Below are 5935 nucleotides of genomic sequence, written 5' to 3'. Positions count from 1 at the left end.
AAATCGACGGATCACACGAACCAGCTCGTCTTTTTCAGAATCCTTAAAGGGAAGGCCGTCCAGCGCGGTTCGGCTAATCACATGATAAACGGTTTTCTGGCCGGGATCTGTCCTGACCATCCGGGGAATACGAGGCATAGCGCTTCATCTCCTTAGTGTGTCATGTCAGAAATATGGATATATTGATTAGGTTCGGGAATGAATTTCTTTTTAAAAAGGCAGGTTACTTATTAATGAAGAGTGTCTCACAAATTGCTTTCGAGGTCAAGAGCATGGTGCCTGTCCCTAGTCTCCTAGTCTCTATGAAAAGACGTGACGCATTGGCATTTGAATCTTTCTGTCATTTGCCTCGAACGACCTGGCGAAGGCAAGCTGAACAGTTACAACTGAAATATATACCCATCTTTATAAAATCAGGCAAAAGTTTAGCCCCCGGCAGGGCCGCCGGAGGCTTTTTTACCTCTGCCCTTAAACCTTCACCGAAGTCTCTGCCCATATATGTTCAAGGAGCCCGTCGATCTCGGGGCCTGACATCTCCTCTTGCTGCAACAGGCTTCGGTAGCGGCGCAGGAGGCGGCGGGCTCTCAGGGCGTCTCCGTTTTGGCGAAGGTGGTGATAGAGAACGCGAACCAGGACGGGTTCGACGGTGTCGACGTCCACGGCCTGTTCCAGAAGTTCCAGGTCCTGGGGCAGGGCCGTGGTGGCATCAAGGAGCTGACCGGCCCAGACCCGAATTGACTTGCGGTAGAGGGGGTAGAGCCTTGTGTGGAGGAACTCTTCCACGGCCGTGTTGAGGCGACAGCCCGGGAGAAAGGGACGGCCCCAGCAGGCGTGTGCCTGGCGATATTGGCAGAGGGCGCTCCAGGCCATGCTGCGGGCTGCGAAGAGGCCGCCTTCATGGGCGGCGTCCATGAACTGGGCGAGGTCTATGGTCATGTGATCCAGGCAGAGGACCTGCTTTTCCAGTCTCAGGTACGGCTCGACGGGGTAAGGCGCGACGATGCGCTTAAAGACCTTGCGAAGGCGCGCCAGGAGTCCGTCAAAACTTGCACGAGCTTTTTCTGCTGAGGCTTCTGGCCAGAGTGCCGCTTGAAGCTTTTCTACATGCATGCGGTGATGGGGCGCAATAAACAGAAGGCTCAACAGCTCCTGCTGGGAGGGGGTCAAGAGCTGAGCCAAGAGGCTCTTTCGGCCCTCAATCCACAGCTCGAATCGACCCAGTATCTTCACGGTGACATGGGGGACTATCGTTTTTTTCCACAGCCGGGCCTTGGACCAGTGGGCGTGAAGCGACTCGATGTATTCCGGGTCCTCACCCAGTGCGCGGGCGGCACGCGCAAGGGTTTCAAGCATTCCGGGCTCTGCGGTGAAAAAATGAAACATGCCGTGAGCTTTTCTCAGCCGGTTCATTTGAGCGATGTCTTGCCTTGCCTCCGGCTCTTTCTTCAGGGCAAGAAACAGCACCGCACGCTGGGCACATGCCGCGAGGTGCCCGATGCCGTCATTCATGGCCACCGCGCTGCGAACCGCTTCATCCAGGTAGTCACGCGCTTTGTCCCACGCCCCCAAATGACGCAGGGTTGCCCCGGCGATGATGCGGTTTCGCAGGATATAATAGGGGCCTCCGCTCTGATCCCTGAGCCGGAGGGACTCCTGGATGGCCGCCAGTGCGAGGTCACGTTCGCCCTGGATGGCCGCAAGGTACCCTTTCAAATGAAGATACTGGCTTCGCATCTGCGCGTTGTCCCCTGCGACGGGCATGGCCAGCCCCTCATCAATGCGGGCCCTGGCCTCCACGGCGTTGCCTTCTGAGATGGCCATATCCGCATCCCAGACCACGAGAAAGGGAATCAATCGCCCCTGGACCTGGAGCTTGGCTTCAGTCTGGCGGACCAGCTCATCCCGCAGGTAGCGGTAAGCGCCTGCGTCCCCTTCCGTGGAGAGCATGTTGAGCTGCACGAGGCGGCTCATCAGCTGGGTATAGGCGTTGACGCCTTGCCTTTGTGCCAGGTTGACCAGGGATTCCAGCACCATGCGAAAGCCTTCGATATCGCCTAAAAAACACTGCTGATAGCATTTGACGATCTGGGTTTCGGCCATGAGGTTTGCGGCGTTAAGATCCCGAGTCAATCCCTGCACACGATCGGAGCGGACCTGACTCTCCTGGACGTTGCCATCAATAAAAAGGCTGCCCAGGGCCATGATGTTCAGTGCGCGGGCATAGATGCCGACGGGCAACAAGCGCTCTGCGGCTGTCTCAAGGGCTTCGGCGGCCCGCAAATGGTGGGCGCCATCTTCAAAGCAACCCTCCACGGCCAGCTGCCACACCACCCACTGGGTGTGGGTCAAAAACTGGCCGACAAGATCCCCTTCACGTTTCATGCACGTATCGGCAGCAGCCAAATACCCGGGGACATCCAGGGGTTGGATATCAAAGGCGGACAATGCGGAGAAGAGAGCCAGCCAACCTCGCCTCTCCTTTTCGCTCTCCGGTATGTTCGACAGGGTTTCGTGCATCCCCACTTCGTGCTGCATCACCATCAGGGAGAGGCCCGACCGGTGCAGAATCTCCTCCACTTGATCAACGTCTTCGCCCCTTATGGCATGCCGGATGGCGATCTCGAAGTCCCCGGATGCATCAAAAAATCGGGCCGCGCCCGACAAAACAGAGTGAAGGGTTTCCGCGTCAAACCGCCTGCGGGCCTCTTGGCGAAGGTGGAGCTGGAAAAGATGATGAAACAGGTAGTGGCCGGAAGAGGAAAAGCGGATAAAATGATTGATGGCGACAAGGCGGTCAAGCCCCTCGATGACCCCCGGCCCCGGGACGATCTGACGCGCAAGCTCCGCCGGAAGGCAATCGGGCAGCGCAAGCAGGCAGAGTGCATCGAGAGACGCCTTGGGAAGGGCCTCAAAAAGGGTAAAATCCAGTTCAGATCCCGAGTATGACGCCGTTGAGCGCCCTGCCCTGCCGGCATGGATACAGGCCAGCACCCCCATGACCCACCCTTCACTCCTTTTCTGAATCTCTGAAGGGACCAACCCGTCATCCTCCCCCAGAAGATCGCAGAGCTCTTCGGTCTCTTCATGGGTAAAGAGAAGCGCCTCATTCCCCATCCTGGCGACCCCTGAATCCCTCCCCGGAAGAGCCCCGACCGGGTACCGGGAGATCAAGAGGATGGCCCCTTTCCTGCCCCCATGGCCCACCAGGCTGTGCAGAACCTCCAGTGATGCGGTGGCCCCATCCAGGGTATGAATATCATCCAAAACCAGAAGGGGTGCCCGTTCTCCCAGAAGACTCAGGGAGTGAGCCAGCATGCGCCCAAGCTCGGCTTCATCTCCCGCCCCCATGCGGTGGCCAAGGGCGATCTGGCCAAAGGGGGTCTTGGAAAACTCGGGACAGACCGCCACCACCCCCAGGACAATGCGCGTCATGAAACCGATGGGATCCCGATCCTCCTCTTCTGTGGCATGCCAGCAGACGGGAAGCCCTGTCTCTGCGACCCACTGGGCCACAGCCGTTGTTTTTCCCTGCCCCGCCCGCCCCACAACCATCAGGCAGGAGGCAGATCGATGCGCTTTGTTCAGCAGCTTAATCAGTCGTGGCCTGGCCACATGAACACCGGCACGAATCGCCGGAAGAGAGTTCCAATGAGCCATAAAACAGTTCCATCCTGCACAGTGGGGTTATCAGTCCGTCACGGGTTGTTCCGTAGACGGTGATATTCGTACATTATCCCCTTAAAATCAACACGATTTCCTGAATGGGCTCAGCCCATGCCGAAGAGATGGATCCGTATCCGCAGGACCTCTTAGCCCGGATATTTCATGAGAAAACAATCAGAGCCAAGGAATAATTCATAATTACAGCTCTTTGCAGTACTATTTTTAGTCGTTTCAAAAATGCAAAATGTAATCCACGGTATTCTGTTTGATTTTCTCACCCTTCGGGCGAGCCGGGTACACTCATCGACCGCGTTATCAGAGCTTTGAGGTAAACACGACATCTGCAGCTCTGATGCCTTGAATATGAGCGCACCCGACTCGTGAAATATCCGGGTTAGCCCGGATATTTCATGAAATGATTAAAAGGTATACTTAGCCCCGAGGTACCAGGTACGGCCAAAGGCGGGCCAGACCGTTGATGAGGAGGAACCGCTGGCCACGTAATGGTAGTAGGTCTCGTCAAAGAGATTGTTCACTCCGCCGTAGAGGGTCAGCCCCCCGGCCATGGCATAGCGAAGGCTCAGGTCCGTGGTCTCGCAGCTGTCCACCAGGTCGTCTTCCGGCTTATCCGCCTTGTTGAAAAAGTTTGCGTATCCACCGGTATACTTGTACTTCACACCGGCCGTGAGCTGAGGGGTCAGATCGTAATCGGCAGTGAGAACCACCTTGTGCTCGGGTACTTTCTGCAGGCCGCTGTCACTCCAGTCGATCTGTTTTCCCTCTTGGATGAGGGCTTTGCCCTTGCTGTTGTAGACGGTTTCCCCCATGGCCCAGGTATAGCTTTCCGACAGCTTGAGCCGACCCAACACATGCTCGGCAGAGAGGTCCACCCCGTAGCGTTTCGTCTCCAGAAGGTTCAGGGTCTTCTTGTCTTTTTTCCAGTTGGAACCCGAGACATCGCTGGAAACAGAGACCCGGTTCAGTTCGTTGTCGGTGGTGGTGAGGTAGGCGGTGGCAGAAAAGAACGTGTCTAAAACATAATCCCGCATGCCGAGCTCGAAGGTATCATAGATCTCGTCATCGGCTTCGGTGGGAAGATAGAGCTTCTTCTTTTTGTCCACATAGACATCATCGGTCATCTGGATGCCATCCGGGGTGGTGAATCCGCGCTCGTATCTGGCAAAAAGGCGACCCGTATCAGAGTAAAGCCAGGCAGACGAAAGCTCGCAGGCTTCATTTCGGCGTTCATTATTGTATGTCGCCGATGTTCCGGCAAATTTCGTACCGGCCCCTTCGGGCTTGGTGGTGATCCAGTCCGTGACATCCAGGCGAACACCCTGGGTAAACTCGAAATGCCCCAACCGATTTTTGTTGTGGACAAAAACGGCCTGAATCTCTTTTTTGTAGTCAAAGATATCCTGGGTCCCCTGCTTGTACTTGGGCACCTCAAGGCGCGCCTCCTGGTCAATGCGGTCCACACCCACAAGCAGATTCTGATGCTCACCGTACCGCCAGTTCAGCTTAACCTTGGCCCCCTTCGTCTCATAATCCATGTCCTTGTCTTCGTAATGAGAGTTCCGGTACGCCCCCTTCTGGGACACCAGGTCCGTCATGAGGGAAAGGGCATCGGTAAAATGGATGCTGTGGGAAGCCTTAAAGCCGTCGGATTCCCTGTCGCTCTCATTGTAACGTTTTTTTGTCTCGTAAATGTATTTCCCTGTCGTTTCATCGTAACCCACCGTGACCCGGGTCTCGGCGGGCACGTAATCCTTTCCGAATTTCTTCAGATTCTCGGCCGAGACGTTGTAGACATAGTTCCCCTCCTCCTCAAAGTGGGTGTACTTCATGGAGAGCAGCTGATTGTCGGTGAGCCGATAAGCACCGCCAAGGCCGAAGTAATGGCTTTTTTTGAAGGTGTCTTTGAAATAAAGATCTGAATCATCCCCGGAGTAACTGGCCTGCAGCACCAGTTTATCTATGGGCTGAACACCTATATTGGCAAACCAGCGGTGCTGGTCTTCCGATCCGTACTCATACCCCACGGAACTCTGTGGTTTTTTCATCCCCTTGAGGTTTGTGGTGATGTTGATGACACCGCCTGCGGTACCGCTGCCATAAAGAACGGCCCCGCCCCCTTCGAGGATCTCGATTCGTTCGATCTGATCAACGGGGATGATGTTGTAATCGGTCTTATACGGGTGCTGGGTCAGAATGCCGATGGGCGCCCCATCCACCATGATCTGAAGGTTTCGGCTCGCCGTTCGGCTTCCCT

At 55.8% G+C, this 5935-nt stretch carries 2 protein-coding genes; both read right to left on the bottom strand.

What is annotated here, in order from left to right; genetic code table 11:
- Positions 1 to 468: 468 nt before the first annotated feature.
- On the bottom strand, positions 469 to 3657 hold the full coding sequence (locus Q1Q75_RS22355) for an AAA family ATPase (protein ID WP_300675406.1): 3189 nt from the start codon (positions 3655 to 3657) through the stop codon (positions 469 to 471).
- Positions 3658 to 4082: 425 nt separating this feature from the next.
- A partial coding sequence (locus Q1Q75_RS22350) for a TonB-dependent receptor (protein WP_300675404.1) occupies positions 4083 to 5935 on the bottom strand: 1853 nt, incomplete at its 5' end.

The organism is Desulfoluna sp., from assembly GCF_030145185.1.
Classification (GTDB): domain Bacteria; phylum Desulfobacterota; class Desulfobacteria; order Desulfobacterales; family Desulfolunaceae; genus Desulfoluna.
Note: the sequence above shows the minus strand (reverse complement) of the source record. Positions and strands in the feature narration are given on the sequence as shown.